This is a genomic window from Bradyrhizobium sp. UBA2491, from assembly GCF_002341725.1.
Classification (GTDB): Bacteria; Pseudomonadota; Alphaproteobacteria; order Rhizobiales; family Xanthobacteraceae; genus Bradyrhizobium.
In genome coordinates this window covers 1-18,783 of record NZ_DDOP01000078.1, presented here as the reverse complement: position 1 = coordinate 18,783, position 18,783 = coordinate 1, and the positions used below count along the sequence as shown (strand labels likewise).

Sequence of the window (18,783 nt, the reverse complement as noted above, 5' to 3'; positions counted from 1 at the left end):
CATCATGAGCACGGACCTCGTTCGTTACTCGGTCACCGGGCAGATCGCGGAGATCGTGCTTGACCGCGCGCCGGTCAACGCCCTCAGCATCCCGCTGATCGACGCGCTGCTCGCGGCGTTGGCAAAAGCCCGCGATGACGAGGCGGTGCGCGCCGTCATCGTCAGCAGCGCCCACAAGGTGTTCTGCGCTGGCCTCGACCTCGATATCGTCAGGGGCAAGCCCGCGATCGAGACCAAGACGTTCCTCGAGCGGTTGTACTTCGCCCTCAACGATACCCAGTACCGGATGGGCAAGCCGACCATCGCGGCGATCGACGGCGCGGTGCGCGCCGGCGGCATGACGATCGCGATCTCCTGCGACATGATCGTCGCGGGCGATGGCTCGACCTTCGGCTATCCCGAGATCGATGTCGGCCTGATCCCGGCGATCCATTTCGTGCAGTTGCCGCGGCTGGTCGGCAAGCACCAGGCGTTCGGCTCGCTGTTCCTCGGCGAGCCCTTCGATGCGGCGACCGCCCATCGGATGGGCCTGCTCAGCGAGGTGGTGCCGAAGGGTACCGCGCTGGAGCGGGCCCGGGAGATCGCGCGCAAGCTGGCGGCGAAGTCACCGATCGTGATGAAGATCGGCCGCGATGCGTTTATGCGCGCGGTCGATGCCGATTTCCGCCGTTCGGTGGAGAACACCGCGGAAAGCTTCGTGGTGGTTGCCTCGACGGAGGACTGCCAGGAAGGGCTGAATGCGTTCGTCGAAAAGCGGACGCCCAACTACAAGGGACGGTAAATGGCTGGATTGTATTTCGAAGAGTTCGAGGTCGGGCGGGAATTCCATCACGAGTTCAGCCGGACCGTGACGGAGATGGACAACACCATGTTCAGCCTCCTGACCATGAACCCGCAGCCGTTGCATCTCGACGCGCATTTCTCGGAGAAGACCGAATTCGGTCAGCGGCTGTTCAACAGCCTCTATACGCTCGGCATCATGATCGGCATGAGCGTCTACGACACGACGCTGGGCACGACGGTCGGCAATCTCGGCATGACCGACGTCAAGTTCCCGAAGCCGGTGTTTCATGGCGACACGCTAAAGGCGCACACCAAGATCATCGGCAAGCGGGCCAGCAAGTCGCGGCCGACCCAGGGAATCGTCGAATTCGAGCACACCATGACCAATCAGCGCGGCGAGGTGGTGGCAAGCTGCCGGCGCACCGGGCTAATGCACTGCAAGCCGAAGGCATAGGCGATGCGATCGTTCCTGTTCGTTCCCGGCGACAGCCCCCGGAAATATGAGAGCGCCAAGAAGACCGCGGCCGATGCGCTGATCCTCGATCTCGAGGATTCCATCGCGCCGGACCAGAAGGTGGTGGCGCGCGGGATCACGCGGCAAATGCTCGACGCGCGCAATCCGGAACAGAAGCTCTACATCCGCGTCAACGCGCTTGATACCGACCTGACGCTCGGCGACTTAGCTGCCGTGATGCCCGGGAAGCCCGACGGCATCGTGCTGCCGAAATGCGCCGGCGCCACCGATGTCAACAAGCTCGCGCTCTATCTCGACGCGTTCGAGGCCGCTTCCGGCATTGCGTCGGGGACGACGCGGATCGTCACGGTCGCGACCGAGACGGCGCGAGCGGTACTGAAAATCCTTGACTTCGAGAGTATGAGCCCGCGGCTCTGGGGCATGATGTGGGGCGCGGAAGACCTCGCGGCTTCGCTCGGTGCGACCCGCAACCGCACCGATGGCCGTTATCATTCTCCGTTCATTCTGGCCCGCGATCTCTGCCTGATCGGCGCGGCGGCGGCCGGCGTGGTCGCGATCGACACCATCGCCACCGACATCAACGATCTCGACGCATTGAAGGCCGAGGCGATCGCCGCGCGGCAGGACGGCTTCCTGGCCAAGGCCGTGATCCATCCCAAGCATGTCGATGTCGTCAACGCGGCCTTCATGCCGACCGACGAGGAGATCGCGTGGTCGGAGCGGGTGATCGCCGCATTCGCCGACAATCCGTCCGGGGTCGCCAAGATGGACGGCAAGATGCTGGACAAGCCGCATCTGCGCGCCGCCGAGAAGATCCTGGCGTCGCGCCGGAAATGATCAGCGGTTAGGCTCGATCAGCGCGCCCTCCGCGATGAGGGCGGCGATCTCGGTCTCGGCAATGCCGGCTTCGCGCAGAATCTCGCGGCCATGCTCGCCGAGGTTCGGCGGATAGGTCCGGATCGACGGCGGCGTCCGACTCCATGTCGCCGCCGGGCCGGCAACCCGCAGCGTGCCTTCGGTCGGGTGGTCCAGCGACTGGATCAATCCGACCTCGGCCAGATGCGGATCGTCGATCAGGCTGTCGAGATCATGCAGCGGCGCGTGCGGAATGTCCGCCTCCGCGAAGAAGCGCATCCATTCGGCGGTGCTGCGGGTCTTCATCATCTGCGAGAACCAGTCGTAGACGAAGTCATAGTTCCTGGTTCGCGCCGAGATGCTGTTCAGCCGCGGATCACGGTCGGCCTCGTCGGCAAGGCCGATCTTGGCGAAGAACGCATTCCACTGCTTGTCGGAGTAAACCAGTGCGCAAATGTAGCCATCGTTGGTCTGGTAGGGCCGGCGGTCGGGCGATAGCAGACGGGAGTAGCCGGGCGGTCCGATCGGCGGATCGAAGCTGCGACCGGCCATGTGATCGCCGAGCACGAACTGCGCCATGGTCTCGAACATCGGGATTTCGATGGCCTGGCCCTCGCCGGTGCGCTCGCGATGGAACAGCGCCGCCAGGATGGCGTGGACCGCGTTGAGGCCGACGATGCGGTCGGCCATGGTGGCCGGCGAGTAGCGCGGCTCGCCGGTGATCTGGCCGGTGAGCGCGGGCAGCGCCGTCAGTCCTTGGATCAGATCGTCATAAGCAGGCCGGCCGGCATAGGGGCCGGTCTCACCGAAGCCGTGCAGGCTGGCGTAGACGATCTGCGGGTTGGCTGCGAGAAGATCGTCGGTGCCGAGCTTCAGGCGCGCCATCGCGGCGGGACGGACGTTGTGGACGAATACGTCGGCCGTCGCGGCCAGCCGCAGCAATGCCTCACGGCCACTCGCCTTCTTGAGGTCCAGCACGATCGAGCGCTTGTTGCGGTTGCCCTGCAGGTACATCGCGCCCATCCCGGGATGACGCATCGGGGCGGCGTGGCGCATCACGTCGCCATCCGGACTCTCGACCTTGACCACGTCGGCACCGTAGTCGCCGAGGATCATGGTCGCGTAGGGACCCATCATCACGCTGGTGAGGTCGGTGATCCTGACGCCGGCGAGCGGGCCCGCCGGCTTGGTTGGTGTCTTTCTCGTCAGCGTGTTGCTCAATGGGTGGCGGCCAGCGCTTCGGTGAAGGCTTTGAAGACTTCGCTGCCTGGCTTGCCGCGTTTGTCGACGTCCTTCACCCAATCCTGTGCCACCGACTTGAAGGCGGTGTCGAACACCTTCTTGTCGTCGGCGCTGAAGTTGATGACCTTCATGCCCTGCGACTTGATCTTGTCGGTCGCGGCCTTCTCGCCGTCCTCGAACCGCTTGCATGCCTCGCGGGTGGTCTGCTCGCCGGCTTCGACCAGCGCCTTGCGCACGTTCTCGGGCAGCGACTTGAACTTCATCTCGCCGATCGAATAGGTGAAGATCGCGGTGCCGAAGTTCAGCCCCTCGGTGCCCGACTTCAGGATCTTTCCGAAATCGTAGGACGCCGAGCTCTGGTAGGAGAAGATCAGCCCGTCGAGCGTGCCGCGGGTCAGCGATTCATAGATTTCGGGCGCGGCCATCCGCACCGGCACGCCGCCGATCGAGCGCATCATCAGGTCCATGGCGCCGCCGGTGGTGCGGATCTTCAGCCCCTCGAGGTCCTTCGCCGTCTTCACCTCGCGGCTGGTCGCCAGTTGAATCTGATAGGCCGGCAGCGCCAGCGTGACCAGCGGTCGAAGCTGGTTCGGCGCGAACTCCTTGGTCTCCAGGATGCCGCCATTGTGCGAGACCTTGTAGAAGGCAAGCGAGCCCTGGCATTCGCTGTCGAAGATGCCGGGGAGTTCGGCGACCGCCGTCAGCGGAAACTTGTCGGACGAATAGGATGGCACGATGTAGGAGACGTCGGCGACGCCGACGGCCGTGAGCTGGGCCATGTCTTTGGCCTTGCCAAGCTGCTCCGCCGGGAAGTGCTGGAAGGTGACCTGGCCGTTGGTCAGCTTGGTGACGAGTTCGGAAAATGGCTTGCCGACGAGCTCATGAATCACATGGCCGTTCGGCAGGCTGTCGACGAGGCGAAGTGTGATCTTCTCCTGTGCACTGCCAGCACCCGCTGTCGCAGCGAACATCAACGCCGCGAGCGCTAGCGGCTTCCCCAATCGAACGAACATTATGTCTTCTCCCTTGTAGTTCGTCAGTAACCCATCTTCATCGGCAGCCAGAGAATGATCATCGGCCAGATCACCAGGATCGCAATTGCAATCAAGTGCGCGACGAAGTGTGGAAACACGCCATGAAAGACCTCGCCCACGGGGCGCCCCGAGTAGCGCGCTACGACAAAGCAGTTGAGGCCCACCGGTGGCGTGATCATGCCGACCTCAGCGGTGACGATCTTGATGACGCCGAACCACAGCGGATCGTAGCCGAGCGACTTGATCAGCGGCAGCACGATCGGAACGGTCAATACCAGGATCGCGATCTGATCCATGAACGAGCCGAGCACGATATAGCCGAACAGGATGATGGTCAGGATCAGCCACGGCGGTACCGCCAGGCTGCCGACCCAGCTCACCAGGTTCTGCGTCACCTGCGTCAGCGTGAAGAAGTAACCGAAGATCGATGCGCCGAACAGGATCATGGCGATCATGCAGGTGCCGTGTGCCGAGCGAATCAATGCGCTGCGCAGTGTCTTGCGGTTGATCTTGCCTTTCCACACGGCGAGCACGAACGCTCCGAAAGCACCGAGCGCGGACGCCTCGGTCGGCGTGGCGACACCCGTGTAGATGACGCCGGTGACCATGCCGAACAGCAACAGCATCGGGCCGACCACGCGAAGCATACGAAACTTTTCCGCGAGCGAGACCGAAGGTGCCGCCGGCGCACGCGACGGATCCTGCCAGGCCAGGAACCAGACCGTGGCCATGATCGTGAAGGTCACGAGAATGCCGGGGATGACCCCGCCGATCAGCAGCGCGCCGATGTTCACCTCGGCGAGCAGGCCGTAGATCACGAGCGCGACCGATGGCGGGATCAGCATGGCGAGCGTGCCGGATATCGCGACGACGCCAGCCGCCATCTTCGGCTCGTAGCCCTGCTTCAGCATCGCCGGCAAGCTCGTCGCCGACAACGTGGCGGCGGATGCGGTGCTGGTGCCGCAGATCGCGCCGAAGCCGGCACCCGCCAGCGCCGTTGCCATGCCGAGGCCGCCGGGAATGCGTCCGACCCAGGCCGCGGTGGCCTTGAACAGATCGTCGGCAATGCCACTGACGAGGACGAATTCCGCCATCAGCAGGAACATCGGGATGGTGATCAGCTCATAGGAGGTGACCGCCGAGAGCGGTGCCGTTTGCAGAATACCCGACAGGATCGGCATGCCGCCGATCATGTAGAGGCCCAGAGCACCGGACCCCGCCATTGCGAAACCAACCGGCGTGCCGATCGCGAGCAGCGCGAACAGCACGAGCATCGTCAGGACGAGCGTCATTCGAAGGTTTCTCCGGCAGCATGGGAGGCCGGCAGAGCAATGAGGCTGCGTCCGGTGGCGAGTGAGATGAGGTGTCCAATGAGGTGCAACGTCAGGCGAATCGTGATCAGGCCAGCGCCGAGCGGTACCAGTCCGATCGACGGCCACATCGGCCATGGGATCGCGCCGGCCATCACGTCGGCGGACCTGAAGCTGTCCACGGCGCGCAGGAAGCCGAGGTAGGCGATCAGCGAAAACACCGCGATGCCGACGACACACGTCACGATCTCCGAAACGCGGATCATCGCCGGCGAAAACTTCTGTTGCAGGATATCCACGCTGACATGAGCGTGGTTGGCATAGGCCTCGGACAGCACCAGGAAGAAGATGCCGGCCATCAGATAGATCGAGATCAGGTCGTAGGCCCAGGAGAATGGCTTGTTGAATGCGTAGCGCATGATGACATCGCCGAACACGATGATCATGATCGCGAACATGAACACGGCGGCGATCGTGGAGGCGATCTTCTCTATCGCCGCGAGCGCCCTCAAGACTCCGTCAAACAAAATTGCTCTCCCAGTGGCTCTGCTCGATCACTTGGCGGGAATGGCTGCAACCGCCGCATCGAACTCTTTCAGCGCGTCGCTGCCGTGTTTGCCGCGCCCATCGAGGCCGTCGGCCCAGGTCTTGGCGACGCCTTTCATCAAATCCTTGAACTTGGCATTCACGTCCGGCCGCAAGGTCTCGAACCGCACCCCGGCGGCCTCAAGCGATTTCTTGGTCTCATCGTCGGATTTCTGGACCTGCTGGCATGCCGACGGAATGATCTCCTCGGCAACGTCGGCCATCGCCTTCTGAACATCGGGTGGAAGCTTCTTCCAGACGGTGTCGCTGATCGAATAGGCGACGATGAAGCTGGCAAAGCCGACCCCGTCGGTCGAATATTTGACCAGCTTGTCGGCGCCGTATGCGACCACGCTCTCCAGCGGGAACAGCAGACCATCCATGGTACCGCGCTGCAGGGATTCATAGGCATCTGGCGCGGCCATGCGCACCGGCACGGCTCCGATGGCACGCAAGGTAAGGTCCTGCGCACCGCCGGTCGATCGCAGCTTGAGGCCGGTAACGTCGCCGGTCTCCTTCACCGGTTGCTTGACCGTGAAGATGCGGTACTGCGGCAGGCTCACCGCGAGCAGCAGGCGGATGCCGTTCGCGGTATAATCCTGCTGTGCGATTACGCCGCTCCGCGCGGTCTTCCAATAGGCGAGTGTGCCCTGGCAGGAATGCTCGAACATGCCGGGGAGCATCGCGACTTCGGAGACCGGCATCTTGTCGGAGACGTAAGCGGGTGCGACATAACCGATATCGGCGACGCCGGTTTGCGTCAGCTTGAGCATATCGGCGGCCTTGCCGAGCTGCTGCGCCGGATAGTGTTCGAACGTTACCGCATTGTTGGTACGCTTCTGGACCTCGGCCATCCAGGGCTCGAGCACCAGGCGGACGAGATAGTGCCCCTTCGGAAAGGAGTCGGCGACCCGCAGCTTGATCGGTTCCGCCGCTGCCGCCAGATTGACCGATGCGATGAGGAAGCCGTAACCGGCCAATACGCGCCGAAGCCCGCTCATATCTCCTGCCCCTGAATATCAATGTTGTTTTGAGCAGCTGCGCATAAACGAAATTGCGCGTCAAGCATGGCTCGGTTGCACATGCCTGATGACAACGAAGCCCTGGGGAAGCACCGGGATATCAATCTCAGCTTTGTCCATCACGCGGGAAATTGCCTGGGTGTGGTCGCTGGTTCTGCGACGGGTCAGATAGCGGGGAATTCCAGCTCGAAGGCGACGCCGCGGCTGGCGGGCAGGAGGCGGATCGAGCCGCCGTGGCTCACCATCACCGCCTGCGCGATCGCGAGCCCCATGCCGGTGCCGCCCGCATCGCGGCGGGTGGTGAAGAACGCGTCGAAGATCCGGTCGCGATTGGGCTCGGAAATCGGATTGCCGTCATTGCCGACAGTGACACGGATGCCGGACGTCTCGCCGACCGCCTCGATGGCCAGCGATTTTGCATTGTGACGGATCGCGTTGTCGGCCAGATGGGCCAACACGATCATGGCCTTTTCGGTGGACATGCCGATCGAACGTTCAAGGCAACCGCCGGTGCTGATGGCGAGAGCTGGAAACTGGTTCCTCAGGCGATCGATGACGTCTGCGAGCTGTGTCTGCTCGTTCTCCGGCACGCCCTGGGCGCGGGCCAGCTCGCGCAGCCGGTGGCTCATGGCCTCCAGGCGCTCGGCATCGCCGAGGATGTTCGACACGAAGTTCGTCTGCTCGGTCCGTGTGAGCGTTGCCGTCTTGCTGTGCAGCGAGTCCAGGAGCAACTCGGCGGCGCCCTTGATCGAGGTCAGCGGCGATTTCAACTCATGCGTCAGGTGCGCGGAGAAGGTGGCGATATAGTCGGAGCGGCGCGACAATTGCTGCGCCATGCCGAAGAAGCTGTCAGAGAGTTGCGCGAGTTCACGGGTGCCATAATGGTCCAGCGCCTTGAATGCATCGCGATCGCCACGGCCGATCTGCACGGCGCGGTCGACCAGCTCACGCATCGGCCGCGTGACGGTGCGCGAGAACACCAAGCCGATGGCGATTGTCGCCAGGACGACGACGATCGCGGCCAGCAGAAACTTGCCGCGTTCCCGATAGAGATGCTCGAAAATGTTGCTCGGCGTCCGCGACGCATAGATCACGCCGGCAACCCGATCGTTGACGATGACGGGCATTGCCGAGAAGACGTGGACACCGACGCCGCGGCTGATCGAATAGATCGGCGGCGGAGGCTTGTCGGGGATACGGATGCGCAGCGCGGCGCTATACTGGCCGCGCAGCGCCGCCGCCACCTCTTCGATATGGGCGAGGGATTGTCCGACCTCCTGGCGTCCCGCGATGACGACGCCCTGCGGATCGAGAATCCGGAAACCCGCCAGCGTCACTTTCTGGGTCTCCAGCACGAGAGGCATGAGCCGCGCGCCGATGGCGATGTGAGCCGGATCTGCCGGCTTGGGCGCAGGAAGCGCGTCGGGTCGTCGCCGCAGAAGATCGTTGCCGGCAAGATCGAGCTCGGGCCGGATCGGCGTCACCTGATCGCCCGGATCGGGAAGCGCCTCGGGTGGAACTGCGGCGCCGAGCGGGATGCCATTGGCAAGCTGCGCCTGCACGTCCCGTGCATAGATCACGGCCAGCACGCGGCTCTGCGCGATCAGTTCGGCCTGGGTCTGGCGAATGAGCTGGTTGTCATAGAGCCGGAAGAAGAACAGTCCGAGCAACGGGAGCACGGCGACCAGGGCAAGCACGGCGAAGATGACGAAGCTGAGCGAAGGGCGCCACTTCTGTCGGGCACGGAAAGACGTCATGCGGGAGGCTCGCACCTGCCGAGCTTGAACCCGACGCCATGCACGGTCTCGATGACATTGTCGCATTTCACCGCGGCGAGCTTGGCTCTGATGTTGCGGATATGGCTGTCGATGGTGCGGTCGGAGACCTGGATATTGAGCTGATAGGCTGCGCTCATGATCTGCTCACGGTTGAACACCGCGGTAGGTCGCGTCAGGAACGCGCGCAGGATGCCGAACTCGATCGCGGTCAGATGCAGTGGCGTATCACCGAATGTTGCGACGTGCTGTTCGGGATCGACCGAGAGCTGCCCCTTGGAGAGGGCACCCGATTCCGGCACGCCCGGCCGTGGCGCCAGCCGTCGCAGAATCACATTGACCCGCGCGACGAGTTCGCGCGGGCTGAAGGGCTTAGTCACATAGTCGTCGCCGCCGATCTCGAGCCCGAGGACGCGATCGATCTCATCGTCGCGGGCGGACAGGAACAAGATCGGCACGTCGGATGATTTGCGGATCTCCCGGCAGACATCGAGGCCGTCGAATTCCGGCATGCCGATATCGAGCACGATCAGGTCCGGTGGCTCGGCGGAAAACCGGGCCAGGGCCTCCTTCCCATCGCGCGCCTCGCTGACGTTCATACCCGCCTTTTTCAGAGCGACGCGGATGACCTCCCGGATATGGAGGTCATCGTCGACGACAAGAATGCGGTTGGTCACAAGTTCACTCCGGATACGAAGCCATCTAGCTCGCGGCTGAACCCTGCTGGCGATCCAGCATGCGCTGGAGCCGCCAGTTGCGGAAGCCCCAGCTCCGCCAGGAGACCATCCGCTCGCGCTGCTCTTTTACAAGGCAATTGCGGTGGTAAACAAGGATGGGATCGAAAGCGTGGAGCGCGAGCCCTCGATCGATTGCCGGGAGGGCCTGTGGCCCGAGCCGGACCAGATAGTCGATATCCAGGTTGACCCCGTTGCCCGAGGCTTCCCGTCTGTAGCTGATGTTGGTCGAGATTGCCGAGGTTGACGAACAGCGACGCGCAAGCGAACGCGACTGCAAAAATGACGACGGAAAGTCCGAGACGCTGGTCGTAGAACAACCAATCGGCCAATGCCGCAAGAGCGAGCGTTGCCGCGATTTTGACCGGGAGAAGCTTGTTGTCGACTGACCGGGTTTCGATCTCCGGTGGCGCAAAGCTTGTCATGATGACCTCGGGATCGCTGGGGTGCGTCGGCCGCAGCGTCTCGATCCGCTTGCCTGGGTTTGGGATCGAGGTGCCGCTCGGACGAACCTTGAGGCGTACATGTGCAAATGCCGGGAACACGATCTGCAAGAGTTCAGGATTCTTATGCAGATTGCGTGCAGACGCGACTTATCGGCTCGCGCCAGTGAATCCCGTCTGATACGGACGCATCAGGTCTGCTTCTTCAGTCATGCGTGGCTCCATGCAAATCGTCCGTACTACGTTGCTCTGGATCGTCGGGCTTGTATTCGTGCTTGTGGGCATCAACAGCAACGATCCGTATCTGGTGCCGATGCGTGGGATGGGCAATCTGATGCTCGTGATCGCAAGTGGCGCCGTCGTGTTCATGTTGCTCCGCCTCGGCGGATGGCGCGGGCGGCCGTGGGCAGGAAGGCTCCTGGTCATCCTGTGGTGTATGCCGCCGCTCGTGCTGCTGGCAGCGCACGGTGTGTTCGAATTTCGCAAGCAGCGGGTTCTGCGGACCGAGGCGGCGCTCGCGCGGTCGCTCGGGCAGCATTTCATCGTTGGCTATCGGTCGCTGGACGAGGTCGCTCCGCTGGCAGAAAAGGGATTGATTGGGGGGATCTATGTCACAGGGCGCAATGTTGCAGGCCGGACGGCCGAGGCATTGAAGGCAGAAATCGCTGCCTTGCAGGCGAGGCGGCGGGCGGCGGGGCTGCCACCGCTGATTGTGGCGACGGATCAGGAGGGCGGCATCGTCTCTCATCTGGCACCGCCGCTGACGCGGCTGCCTGCGCTCGCCTCATTGGTCGATCTGGCGCCAGACCAGCGAAAGGCAAAAGCAGAGGAGTTCGGGCGTATCCATGGAAGCGAGCTGGCGTCGCTCGGTGTCAACCTCAATCTTGCCCCCGTGCTCGACCTTCGACCGGAAGCAAAGCGCAATCGGCTTGATTTCAACACGCTCATCAATCAGCGGGCGATTTCAGACGATCCCGCCAAGGTCAGCGCGATCGCGGACGCCTACATCCACGGCCTCGAGTCCGCCGGCGTCAACGCGACCGTAAAGCACTTTCCAGGATTGGGCCGCGTGCGTGCCGACACGCACCATTTCACAGCTGATCTCGATACGCCGGTCAGCGAACTGGAAGCGAGCGACTGGCGTCCGTTCCGCGACGTGTTGTCGACGACCAGCGCACGCTTGATGGTCGGGCACGTGGCAGTGAGTGCTCTCGATCCTCGACGGCCCGCGTCGCATTCAAAGGCGGTCATCGACGGATTGATCAGGAAGACCTGGAACTACCAGGGCCTCGTCATGACGGACGACCTTGTGATGGGCGCGATCTATCAACACAACGTTTGCACAGCGGTTGTCGAGGCGCTGAACGCCGGCGTTGATCTCCTGCTGGTGGCCTATGACGGCGCGCAGTTCTATCGTCTGTTTGCGTGCGCGACCGACGCGGCTGCACAAGATGGATTCGACGCTATCATGTTGCACGACAGCGAGGCGCGGCTAAGGCGGGCCTCGTTGATCGACTAGAGCCTCTTTCGTTCCGATTGGAACGGGTCTCAGGAATGAGCTCCGACCGCCGATTTGTTGTCCTGCTGCTTCGACCATGAGACGTAGTAGGCGACCGCAGTCATTGCGGCGAGGCCGGCGATGCTGACCGCGACCTGTCTCGCCACCGAGTTCGGGCCGGTGATGAGGACCAGATGCGCGGCAAAGGACAGGAAAACGCCTGCACAGAACACGGCGAGCCACTCCTCGCCGCACTTGATGATCGGCTGCAAGGCGTAGGATCGTAAATACGCCCAGTTGCGCGGCACCAGCAAAGTGAACAGGAACGTCAGCGTAAGGAAATGCAGGATGCGGTGTGGCGCGACATCCTCCCTGTCGCTCGGCAGGAGCATATCGGTCAACCCGGCCGGCATCGCCTGGGCGAGTGCCGGGATATCGCGGCTCACGACAATCGCGAGCGCGAGCACCAGATACAGCAATGCCGCGGCGCGCAGCGCCGGAATGTTCTGCAACGAACGGATCGCAGGTGCGTATCGCTGGCCGACGAGCGCAAGCCAGCCACCCATCACGAACAGCAATTGCCAGCAAAACGGGTTCAGGTACCAACGGCCATCCGGGTATGACGTCAGGTTCCAGTCGAGCACGCGAGCGGTCGCATAAAGGGCGGTGGAGCCCGCGAGCGTTGCGTTCGGTACGTAGAACAACCCGCACACGATGATGGGCTGGAACGCCATCAGGACGATAATGAGTTGCAGGACATCGAGATTGAGCGGCTTGGCCTGCAGGAACAGGCCGTAGATCAGCGTCCGGATTCCGTGATCGATGAAGCCGGTGATGTTGAATTCGCTGATGATCTCGGGGGCCGCGGTCCGGGCCGCAACATAGCTGATCAATTCGACATAGATGACGAACAGAACGATATAGGCGGCGTAGAGCTGCCACACACGCCTGAAGATCCGGGTGGCGGCCACCAGCATCCCGCGTTCCACCGCCATCCTCGTATAGATCAGCGTCGTCGCATAGCCGCCGACGAACACAAACAGGTCGGTGGCGCCGCTGAAGCCGAAATTGCGCATCGTCAGCGCGTTGACGACATTGTGCGGGACATGGTCGAGGAACAGAAACCAGTTCGCGATGCCGAGCAGCAGCGCAATCCTGAGATCGCTATCCGCCGCGGCGATCTCGGCATTTTTTGTCGGATTCATCGGAAGCAGAAATCACCGGCCCGGGAAACGAGATCGCCAATCTACAAGGGAACCCACACGCAGTCCGAATAGACTTTGCGTGAACCCTATCTAGTTCGTTTCCGGTTCCGGCCAAGTGGGCCGTCATGGGAAAATCACGTTTTCGAAATCACCACGCGGGCGGCCTGGACATCAGACCGGTTCGTGTTTGCGCAGATCGCGGGCGTGGTCAAGTGCATTGGCTTGCAGGTTCGCCCCGGTGAGGGAGATCTCAGGCAGGGCGGCCTCGGCAAGGATGTCGTCCGTGATGTCCTCGACCGATGATTCGACGATCTCATGGATGAAGCTGATGTTTGCGTATTCGCCTGATGCGATCCGCGAGACGACCTCGCGTCGCGTCAGTTCGGGGTCGACGATCGCCTCCCGGCCTCTGCGGCCATAGTCGATCATCACGACAAAATACTGCATTGCCAATCGTTCGGTGCGTTTCACTGTCACCGGCGATTATTTCGGATAATCGTAAGTTTGTCAAGCGATATTGTCGACATGCGAGACTCGGCGCAACTGGCCGGACCGATTCGGCGTGAAGGCACGCGAATCGGTCCGTCCGGTTCTGACGCAGTTACTTCTCGGACGATCGTCCGCCCTGTGCCTTGCCGGACTTGCGGCCCTTCGACGCCGTCTTGCCGCGCAGTCGTTCGATCTGGCCGCGGGGCAGGGTGACGCAAATCTCGCCGATCCATTCGAGCTTTACGCCGTTGATCGGCTTGGCATTGAAGCTCTTGAGGTTGACCGTACCGGAAGAACTGCCGCGTTCGATCGTCTTCAGATAGCGCTCGCCGCTCTTCAACCGAACCGCAGCTTCCTCCCCATAGAAGCTCGACAGCGGATAACGCTGTTCGCGATAGACCACGATGACGTCGCCATTCTCATATTTCGGCAGCATCGAATCGCCCGAAACCTCGAAGGCGACGGTCTCCTCGGTCATCGGGAACGGAAGTTCGACTTCGCCAAGACCTTCCGGCGGTACCTGCTCCAGTTCCGGCTCGATCGAGGCGCCGGCGCCGACCCGGCCCACGATCGGCACCGAGTTCAGCTCCAGATACTCGACGATCGGGGCGATCTCGGACGCCTTGATCAACCGTATTCCCGATAGGATTTCGGACACCGCTCCGGGCCGAACTCCCATTGCGCGGGCAAGCCCGCCTTTGCTCTTGCCTGTCTTTTCCAGTGCTCGTTCGATCAGTGCTGCATCCAGCATGGTTCATCCTCTCCAAACCCGGATACATCATTACCGTTACGATTATCAGAAATCAAGCTTGACTTTTTCTTCGGAATATCGGAAGCTGTGTGAGGCGCCGGCAGAATGACAAAAATGGGAATTTGGAATGGAAATGACGAACTGGCTGCCGGAGCACTCGGCAGCCCTGCAAAACCTGCGCGCCCGCGGCTTGTCCTATTCGGAGATCGCCGACGCGATTAACGCAGCATTCAACACGGCTTATACGCGTAACGCGGCGCTCAGCCGGGCACAGCGCATGGGGCTGGCGGGGCTCGATCGGCCCGAGCCGTCCCTGCCGGGGCGACTGGATCCGCCCAAGCCGCCCCCGCCGGAATTGCCACGAGGCGAATGCCTGCGCGAGCGCCCGGCCGAGCCGACGCTCGATCTGCTTGGTTCGCCACGGATATTCACCGAGACGGTGGAGATGCCACCGCTTCGTTGCGCGGGGGTTATGCCGCGGCACCTCTCCCTGCTCGAGCTCGAACGCGGTGACTGCCGCTATCCCTATGGCGGAGACGCCGACGTCGAGACAATGACCTTCTGCGGTCATCCCTGCCGGCCGGGCGCGAGCTACTGCACCCCACATTTTCGCCTGAGCCGCGACCTCGAGGCCTCGGCGAAACCGGTACTCAACGATGGCTGGCTGCGAGCCGTCGGGGCCGGCTGAGACGGTTCATCTCCCGACCTCCGAACTTTCCATCCGCAACCGCGCGGAAGCCTCCGCGCGCTCATCAGCAGACATTTGGAGATCAGCAATGCCTCGCGCCAAACGCCGGAAGCCATACGACCCCGCTGGAGCGCACGATCGACGCGCCCAGGATCTGCCGTTCAACGCCGAGCTGGCGACCGTCGAGGTCGACGATCCGATGGCGCTGGAGCCGGGCGACAAGATCGTTGCATTTCGCTCGATACGTAACGATCCGCTCGGCCGGCTGCATGCCCACCGCCAGATCGACGATACGCAGTATCGGAGCGGCCGGGCTTTTCAGAACGATTGGGAGAAGGCCGAGCGCGGCCCCCGCGCCGTGGATACGACCCGCGAATATGTCGATGGCGGCGAGCTGCGCGAGCCGATCACGGAACGACAGCGCCAGGCGACGCTTCGCTTGAATCGTGCCGAGCATGAGCTTGGCGCCGATGGCTCTGCACTGGTGCACGACGTTCTGATCCTCGGGATGACCATGGAACAGGTCGGGCAACGACGCGGACTACGCACGCAGCGCTGGCAGGACTATTTCGCGCGGCGTTTCAAGGAATGCCTGGATCGGTTGGCGCTGATGTACGGGCTTGTCACGGTGCATCGGGTTCCCGCGAAGCACCGGCAATGCTGATTGAGCGTGATGTGCTCACGCGCCGGTTGCAACGCAAGCATCCGGCGCGGCACATCGCATCGTGTTACGGCACTGTGCTCTGCCTCACACTGAACTCGATCCCTGATTGTGGTGGACGACGTGCTTGAGCATGTCTTGCGGAAGATGGTCGACAGCGGCGCGGACTCTCATGTAACTTCGTTCGCGTCGACGACCTGCCTGCATCCGAGCGCAACGTGATTGCCCTCTTGTGCGGGGAACGGTCTGGTACGTCCACCAGGGAGTTCGCAGCGACTAAGCCCGCTTACGTCCTGTCCTGCATCGCGAACATCACGAGTAACGTGGGTCGATGCCGGCGCGGAGTCCTACCACTTCACCCAAGGAGAACCGACCGATGAATCACACAGGAAACTGCTTTTGTGGCGCCGTCGAACTCAAGGTCACGGGCGAACCGGAGGCGATGGGTTACTGCCACTGCCGTTCGTGCCGTTCATGGTCCGGTGGCCCGGTGAATGCATTCAGCCTGTGGAAGCCTGAAGCAGTCGAGGTCACCAAGGGCGCCGACCACATCGCGACCTTCGAGAAGACCGCGATGAGCCAGCGCAAATATTGCACCAAATGCGGCGGTCACCTGATGACCAACCACCCGACGCTTGGGCTCGTCGACGTGTTCACGGCAACGATCCCGACGCTGAAGTTCAGCCCGGGCGTCCACGTCAACTATTCCGAGGCAGTGCTGCCGATCCGCGATGGCTTGCCGAAGTTGAAGGATTTTCCGGCCGAGTTCGGTGGCTCCGGGGAAATGATCGCAGAGTAGCGCGACGGTGCTTCATGACGGAGCGGGTGACGACGGCGCGTCGTCACCCGCTACTCTTCCGCGGGTGGAGGTCCCTGACCGGCCCGCCAGTCTGCCGTTCTCCTGTTCAAGTCATTCTTTCGCATCGGCGCTCCGGCACCGCCAGGACAATCCTTGCCGATCGCAGCCATGTCAGGCGAAGGTCCCGCCCTGCAAAATCCGGGTTTGGTCTTAACGATGGGCTTCCGCTAAAAGGCGTGCGGCGGCGGTCCTGCCAGGGTCGCGGTATTTCGCCTGACAAAATAACAGAGGAAGCGTCGGATCATGACCGGACCAGAATTGCCAGGGCGCGCGCCGCGCGGGGAGGGAGTTCCGACGGCGCTCGATGGCCTGCTGGTTGTCGACTTCACTCGCGTCGTCGCGGGGCCGGCCTGCACGCAAACGTTGGCCGATTTCGGAGCCGAGGTCATCAAGATCGAGAATCCGGACGGCGGTGACGACACGCGCGCTTACGAACACGCCGAAATCGGCGGAGAAAGCGCGGCCTATCTGAGCCTCAACCGCAACAAACGCGGCATTGTGCTCGATTTCAACAATCCCGCTGCGCTCGAGGTCGCACGCGAACTGATTGCCAAGGCCGACGTCGTGGTAGAAAACTTCTCCGGCGGCGTCATGAAGAAATTCGGTCTCGACTATGCGTCGGTGGCGCCGACCAATCCGCGGCTGATTTATTGCTCGATCTCCGCCTATGGCCGCAAGGGCGATTTCGCGCTCCGCCCCGGCTTCGATCCGATCACGCAAGCTGAAAGCGGCTTCATGTCGCTGAACGGCTTTGCGGACGGCGAGCCGGTGCGCACTGGTCCGCCGATCGTGGACATGGCAACGGGCATGTCGGCCTGCAATGCCATCCTGATGGCGTTGATTGCGCGCGATCGGCTCGGTCAAGGCCAGCAGGTCGAGGTCGCGTTGATCGACACCGCGGTGTCAATGACCGGCTTCTACGGCATGGCTTATCTCATCAACGGTAACAACCCGGGCCGCTTCGGAAACTCTCCGAATGGTTCTCCGACGGTCGGCGTCTACCGGGCGTCCGATGGTCCGCTCTACATGGCCTGCGCCAATGACCGGCTCTATCGCCGGCTTGTCACAGACGTGCTGGAGCGCCCGGATCTCATCACCGATCCCGAGTTTGCTCAACGCAAGGCGCGGACCGCCAACAAGGAGAAGCTGCGCGGCATCATTGCCGGCGTGTTTGCCAGCGACACGCTGGAGAACTGGATGGCGAAGATGAAGAAGGCCAACATTCCGGTTGGCTATCTGCGAACGGTCGAGGAGGGCTTCAACGCGCCCGAGGTGCGCGACCGGGATCGTCTCAGCAAGATCGCGCATCCGACCGCAGGCTCGGTTCCGAACATCGAGTCGCCGGTCAGCATGAGCCTGACGCCGGCGGTCGACCCGGTTGCCGCTCCACTGCTCGGCCAGCACACGCGTGATGTATTGAGCAGGACGCTCGGCTACGACAACCGCCGCCTCGCGGCATTGGCCGAGGCAGGCGCATTCGGCAAGGCCGGGAATACAGGCTAACGCGGTCGGGGCTGCGCCGTAAATTCAGCATCCTTACAACAAGCTGACGGCAGACGAGAGCAATGCCTCTCGCCTGCTGGAATGTCGCTCAAGCAGGCAACTCCCCGACCCGTGCCGACGGACGGCCAGGGAGCTGGAACTGGCCCGTGCCCCGGGTCTCAGTTCGGCTTGCTGCGCAGGTTGTTCCTTGGCATACTTTCAACTTCTTCGGGCTCCGCCCGATCGATCTCGAGGCGTGCCATCCGAAGTATGAGGGTTGCCGTGGTCAGGCCGAGGCGTTCGGCCTCTTGTGCTGCGGTGTCGACCTTCTGGGCCAAGCCTTCACGTTTACCTGGGTATGCCATTCGTGATCCTCACTTAAGGTGCGAGATGAAAAATCCCACATACGTTGCAGAGCTGCAGAAGAAGCTCGGAGCTCCATCGAGCGAAACACTGGAAAGCCTGCGACTGTTGAAGGCTTTCCTTCGACTTGCGCCCGGCCAGCGTTGCGAGGTCATCGAGCTGGTCGAACGTTTGGCGGTTGAGCCGCCACGCGATCCTTCACTGTCCTGAAGTGTTCGCGTTTTCTCCCGGATATCAGGTCTTGATCGGCTTGGCGGGCGGCTGCGTCGCGATCACGTAGATTGCGCCGCCCTCGAGCGCCTCGGATTGATGCCGGGTGCCGGCAGGCAGCAGGATCGTGTCGCCGGCACCGACCACGCGTTCGCCACCATCCCAGGAGAAGTTCAGCCGGCCGCTGACGATCATCAGAATTTCGTCGACCGGATGGGTATGGAAGTGATGCACCTTGCCGGCCGCATCATGCTGCAACTCCACCGAACCCTGTGCGGGAAGCAAGTTCAGGATTGCCGTGTCATTCGGCCTGCAATAT

Annotated in this window: 22 protein-coding genes; 9 read left to right on the top strand and 13 right to left on the bottom strand. The window is 62.5% G+C overall.

Annotated elements, in window-relative coordinates; translation table 11 throughout:
- The first annotated feature begins 4 nt into the window (after window positions 1-4).
- Genes B2W55_RS25455 through B2W55_RS25445 form a run of 3 tightly spaced genes read left to right on the top strand, consistent with a single transcriptional unit; the run spans window position 5 to window position 2,095 of the window.
- Window positions 5-781: an enoyl-CoA hydratase/isomerase family protein gene (locus B2W55_RS25455; protein ID WP_024582048.1), complete on the top strand. Its 777-nt coding sequence runs from the start codon at window positions 5-7 to the stop codon at window positions 779-781.
- Window positions 782-1,237, top strand: a complete 456-nt coding sequence (locus B2W55_RS25450; RefSeq protein ID WP_024582047.1) for a MaoC family dehydratase — start codon at window positions 782-784, stop codon at window positions 1,235-1,237.
- 3 nt (window positions 1,238-1,240) lie between these two features.
- On the top strand, window positions 1,241-2,095 hold the full coding sequence (locus B2W55_RS25445) for an HpcH/HpaI aldolase/citrate lyase family protein (RefSeq protein ID WP_024582046.1): 855 nt from the start codon (window positions 1,241-1,243) through the stop codon (window positions 2,093-2,095).
- Here B2W55_RS25445 and B2W55_RS25440 read toward each other — a convergent pair whose 3' ends face one another.
- The 8 genes from B2W55_RS25440 to B2W55_RS25405 form a co-directional block, all read right to left on the bottom strand.
- Complete coding sequence (locus B2W55_RS25440) at window positions 2,096-3,334, bottom strand: CaiB/BaiF CoA transferase family protein (protein ID WP_024582045.1); 1,239 nt, start codon at window positions 3,332-3,334, stop codon at window positions 2,096-2,098. It abuts the gene before it with no gap.
- Window positions 3,331-4,368 (bottom strand): TRAP transporter substrate-binding protein DctP, encoded by a 1,038-nt coding sequence (gene dctP, locus B2W55_RS25435; protein ID WP_029879288.1) that lies wholly within the window; start codon window positions 4,366-4,368, stop codon window positions 3,331-3,333. The genes B2W55_RS25440 and dctP (B2W55_RS25435) overlap by 4 nt, the downstream gene beginning before the upstream one ends.
- A gap of 23 nt (window positions 4,369-4,391) precedes the next feature.
- On the bottom strand, window positions 4,392-5,681 hold the full coding sequence (locus B2W55_RS25430) for a TRAP transporter large permease (protein WP_024582043.1): 1,290 nt from the start codon (window positions 5,679-5,681) through the stop codon (window positions 4,392-4,394).
- On the bottom strand, window positions 5,678-6,226 hold the full coding sequence (locus tag B2W55_RS25425) for a TRAP transporter small permease (protein WP_024582042.1): 549 nt from the start codon (window positions 6,224-6,226) through the stop codon (window positions 5,678-5,680). The genes B2W55_RS25430 and B2W55_RS25425 overlap by 4 nt, the downstream gene beginning before the upstream one ends.
- A 27-nt stretch (window positions 6,227-6,253) precedes the next feature.
- The gene (gene dctP / locus B2W55_RS25420) at window positions 6,254-7,285 is read right to left on the bottom strand and encodes a TRAP transporter substrate-binding protein DctP (protein WP_024582041.1); all 1,032 of its coding nucleotides are present in this window, start codon (window positions 7,283-7,285) and stop codon (window positions 6,254-6,256) included.
- A gap of 185 nt (window positions 7,286-7,470) precedes the next feature.
- Window positions 7,471-9,063 carry an ATP-binding protein gene (locus B2W55_RS25415; RefSeq protein ID WP_024582040.1) on the bottom strand — a complete coding sequence of 531 codons (1,593 nt, stop codon included), beginning with the start codon at window positions 9,061-9,063 and terminating at the stop codon, window positions 7,471-7,473.
- On the bottom strand, window positions 9,060-9,758 hold the full coding sequence (locus B2W55_RS25410; protein WP_024582039.1) for a response regulator transcription factor: 699 nt from the start codon (window positions 9,756-9,758) through the stop codon (window positions 9,060-9,062). Before B2W55_RS25410 ends, B2W55_RS25415 begins: the two co-directional genes overlap by 4 nt.
- Window positions 9,755-10,369, bottom strand: a complete 615-nt coding sequence (locus B2W55_RS25405; RefSeq protein ID WP_145987248.1) for a hypothetical protein — start codon at window positions 10,367-10,369, stop codon at window positions 9,755-9,757. The genes B2W55_RS25410 and B2W55_RS25405 overlap by 4 nt, the downstream gene beginning before the upstream one ends.
- A 112-nt stretch (window positions 10,370-10,481) precedes the next feature.
- Between B2W55_RS25405 and B2W55_RS25400 the strand changes: the two genes are divergently transcribed.
- The gene (locus B2W55_RS25400; protein ID WP_024582038.1) at window positions 10,482-11,777 is read left to right on the top strand and encodes a glycoside hydrolase family 3 N-terminal domain-containing protein; all 1,296 of its coding nucleotides are present in this window, start codon (window positions 10,482-10,484) and stop codon (window positions 11,775-11,777) included.
- 29 nt (window positions 11,778-11,806) lie between these two features.
- Here B2W55_RS25400 and B2W55_RS25395 read toward each other — a convergent pair whose 3' ends face one another.
- The 3 genes from B2W55_RS25395 to B2W55_RS25385 all read right to left on the bottom strand — a co-directional run bounded on the left by B2W55_RS25395 (window position 11,807) and on the right by B2W55_RS25385 (window position 14,201).
- Entirely contained in the window at window positions 11,807-12,961 is a 1,155-nt protein-coding gene (locus tag B2W55_RS25395) for an OpgC domain-containing protein (protein WP_024582037.1), read from the bottom strand.
- Between the two features lie 171 nt (window positions 12,962-13,132).
- Window positions 13,133-13,408: a hypothetical protein gene (locus tag B2W55_RS25390; protein WP_024582036.1), complete on the bottom strand. Its 276-nt coding sequence runs from the start codon at window positions 13,406-13,408 to the stop codon at window positions 13,133-13,135.
- Between the two features lie 154 nt (window positions 13,409-13,562).
- Window positions 13,563-14,201 carry a LexA family transcriptional regulator gene (locus B2W55_RS25385; RefSeq protein ID WP_024582035.1) on the bottom strand — a complete coding sequence of 213 codons (639 nt, stop codon included), beginning with the start codon at window positions 14,199-14,201 and terminating at the stop codon, window positions 13,563-13,565.
- A 127-nt stretch (window positions 14,202-14,328) separates the two neighbouring features.
- Between B2W55_RS25385 and B2W55_RS25380 the strand changes: the two genes are divergently transcribed.
- The 4 genes from B2W55_RS25380 (at window position 14,329) to B2W55_RS25365 (ending at window position 17,912) form a co-directional block, all read left to right on the top strand.
- Window positions 14,329-14,889 carry a GcrA family cell cycle regulator gene (locus B2W55_RS25380; protein WP_024582034.1) on the top strand — a complete coding sequence of 187 codons (561 nt, stop codon included), beginning with the start codon at window positions 14,329-14,331 and terminating at the stop codon, window positions 14,887-14,889.
- An 88-nt stretch (window positions 14,890-14,977) separates the two neighbouring features.
- Window positions 14,978-15,553: a DUF6456 domain-containing protein gene (locus B2W55_RS25375; protein ID WP_024582033.1), complete on the top strand. Its 576-nt coding sequence runs from the start codon at window positions 14,978-14,980 to the stop codon at window positions 15,551-15,553.
- A gap of 373 nt (window positions 15,554-15,926) precedes the next feature.
- Complete coding sequence (locus B2W55_RS25370) at window positions 15,927-16,349, top strand: GFA family protein (RefSeq protein WP_024582032.1); 423 nt, start codon at window positions 15,927-15,929, stop codon at window positions 16,347-16,349.
- Between the two features lie 300 nt (window positions 16,350-16,649).
- Window positions 16,650-17,912, top strand: coding sequence for a CaiB/BaiF CoA transferase family protein (locus tag B2W55_RS25365; protein ID WP_024582031.1), 1,263 nt, complete (start codon window positions 16,650-16,652; stop codon window positions 17,910-17,912).
- Window positions 17,913-18,070: 158 nt separating this feature from the next.
- Here B2W55_RS25365 and B2W55_RS25360 read toward each other — a convergent pair whose 3' ends face one another.
- Window positions 18,071-18,256, bottom strand: a complete 186-nt coding sequence (locus tag B2W55_RS25360; protein WP_016847356.1) for a hypothetical protein — start codon at window positions 18,254-18,256, stop codon at window positions 18,071-18,073.
- Window positions 18,257-18,281: 25 nt separating this feature from the next.
- Here B2W55_RS25360 and B2W55_RS25355 point away from each other — a divergent pair, with 25 nt between their 5' ends.
- Window positions 18,282-18,464 carry a hypothetical protein gene (locus tag B2W55_RS25355; protein ID WP_080891104.1) on the top strand — a complete coding sequence of 61 codons (183 nt, stop codon included), beginning with the start codon at window positions 18,282-18,284 and terminating at the stop codon, window positions 18,462-18,464.
- Window positions 18,465-18,488: 24 nt separating this feature from the next.
- Here the strand turns inward: B2W55_RS25355 and B2W55_RS25350 are convergent, their stop codons facing one another.
- On the bottom strand, window positions 18,489-18,755 hold the full coding sequence (locus tag B2W55_RS25350; RefSeq protein ID WP_414631657.1) for a cupin domain-containing protein: 267 nt from the start codon (window positions 18,753-18,755) through the stop codon (window positions 18,489-18,491).
- Window positions 18,756-18,783 lie beyond the last annotated feature (28 nt).